The following is a 2,407-nucleotide window of genomic DNA, read 5'->3' as shown; positions in this document are numbered from 1 at the left end:
TCAAGCCTCACGAGCAATTAGTATCGGTTAGCTACACGCCTCACAGCGCTTCCACACCCGACCTATCAACGTCCTGGTCTCGAACGACTCTTCAGGGAGGTCAAGCCTCCAGGGAAGTCTCATCTTCAGGCAAGTTTCCCGCTTAGATGCTTTCAGCGGTTATCTCTTCCGCACTTAGCTACCCGGCGATGCGACTGGCGTCACAACCGGTCCACCAGAGGTGCGTCCACTCCGGTCCTCTCGTACTAGGAGCAGCCCCCGTCAAACTTCCAACGCCCACTGCAGATAGGGACCAAACTGTCTCACGACGTTTTGAACCCAGCTCACGTACCACTTTAAATGGCGAACAGCCATACCCTTGGGACCGGCTACAGCCCCAGGATGTGATGAGCCGACATCGAGGTGCCAAACTCCGCCGTCGATGTGAACTCTTGGGCGGAATCAGCCTGTTATCCCCGGAGTACCTTTTATCCGTTGAGCGATGGCCCTTCCATTCAGAACCACCGGATCACTATGTCCTGCTTTCGCACCTGCTCGACTTGTCGGTCTCGCAGTTAAGCTACCTTTTGCCATTGCACTATCAGCACGATTTCCGACCGTACCTAGGTAACCTTCGAACTCCTCCGTTACACTTTGGGAGGAGACCGCCCCAGTCAAACTGCCTACCATGCACTGTCCCCGATCCGGATAACGGACCAAGGTTAGAACCTCAAACACACCAGGGTGGTATTTCAAGGACGGCTCCACTGAAACTAGCGTCTCAGCTTCATAGCCTCCCACCTATCCTACACAAGCCTGTTCAAAGTCCAATGCAAAGCTACAGTAAAGGTTCACGGGGTCTTTCCGTCTAGCAGCGGGGAGATTGCATCTTCACAAACATTTCAACTTCGCTGAGTCTCAAGAGGAGACAGTGTGGCCATCGTTACGCCATTCGTGCGGGTCGGAACTTACCCGACAAGGAATTTCGCTACCTTAGGACCGTTATAGTTACGGCCGCCGTTTACTGGGACTTCAATCAAGAGCTTGCACCCCATCATTTAATCTTCCAGCACCGGGCAGGCGTCACTCCGTATACGTCCACTTTCGTGTTGGCACAGAGCTGTGTTTTTGATAAACAGTCGCAGCCACCTATTCTCTGCGACCTCTCCAAGCTCCATTCGCAGGAACTTCACCTAGAGAGGCATACCTTCTCCCGAAGTTACGGTATCAATTTGCCGAGTTCCTTCTCCTGAGTTCTCTCAAGCGCCTTAGAATTCTCATCCTGCCCACCTGTGTCGGTTTGCGGTACGGTTCTTATGTAGCTGAAGCTTAGTGGCTTTTCCTGGAAGCGTGGTATCAGTCACTTCAGGTCCGTAGACCCTCGTCATCAGTTCTCGGCCTTAAGGTGCAGCGGATTTGCCTACCGCACCAGCCTACCGCCTTAAACGACCTATTCCAACAGGCCGCTGACCTAACCTTCTCCGTCCCCACATCGCACTACATAAAAGTACGGGAATATTAACCCGTTTCCCATCGACTACGCTTTTCAGCCTCGCCTTAGGGGCCGACTCACCCTACGCCGATGAACGTTGCGTAGGAAACCTTGGGCTTTCGGCGAGCGGGCTTTTCACCCGCTTTATCGCTACTCATGTCAGCATTCGCACTTCTGATATCTCCAGCAGGGTTTACACCACCACCTTCACAGACCTACAGAACGCTCCCCTACCACGGACACATTAATGTGCCCATCCGCAGCTTCGGTTATCAGTTTGAGCCCCGTTACATCTTCCGCGCAGGACGACTCGACCAGTGAGCTATTACGCTTTCTTTAAATGATGGCTGCTTCTAAGCCAACATCCTGGCTGTCTATGCCTTCCCACCTCGTTTACCACTTAACTGATCATTTGGGACCTTAGCTGGCGGTCTGGGTTGTTTCCCTCTTGACGATGGACGTTAGCACCCACCGTCTGTCTCCCATGCTTGCACTTTCCGGTATTCAGAGTTTGCCATGGTTTGGTAAATCGCAATGACCCCCTAGCCATAACAGTGCTTTACCCCCGGAAGTGATACATGAGGCACTACCTAAATAGTTTTCGGGGAGAACCAGCTATCTCCGAGTTTGTTTAGCCTTTCACCCCTATCCACAGCTCATCCCCTAGTTTTGCAACACTAGTGGGTTCGGACCTCCAGTGCGTGTTACCGCACCTTCATCCTGGCCATGGATAGATCACTCGGTTTCGGGTCTACACCCAGCGACTGAAATCGCCCTATTCGGACTCGGTTTCCCTACGCCTCCCCTATTCGGTTAAGCTTGCCACTGAATGTAAGTCGCTGACCCATTATACAAAAGGTACGCAGTCACCCGTTTCCAGGCTCCCACTGTTTGTATGCATCCGGTTTCAGGTTCTATTTCACTCCCCTCCCGGGG

The 2,407-nt window shown here is 52.8% G+C and carries 1 rRNA gene (only partly in view); it reads right to left on the bottom strand.

What is annotated here, in order from left to right:
- Window positions 1-2,407, bottom strand: a 23S ribosomal RNA gene (locus ACZ9W6_RS17495); its annotated part runs 480 nt beyond the window's last position; the annotation flags it as partial.

It is taken from the genome of Vogesella lacus, from assembly GCF_979366295.1.
The sequence above is the reverse complement of the archived record's forward strand: the minus strand, read 5'-3'. Positions and strand labels throughout refer to the sequence as shown.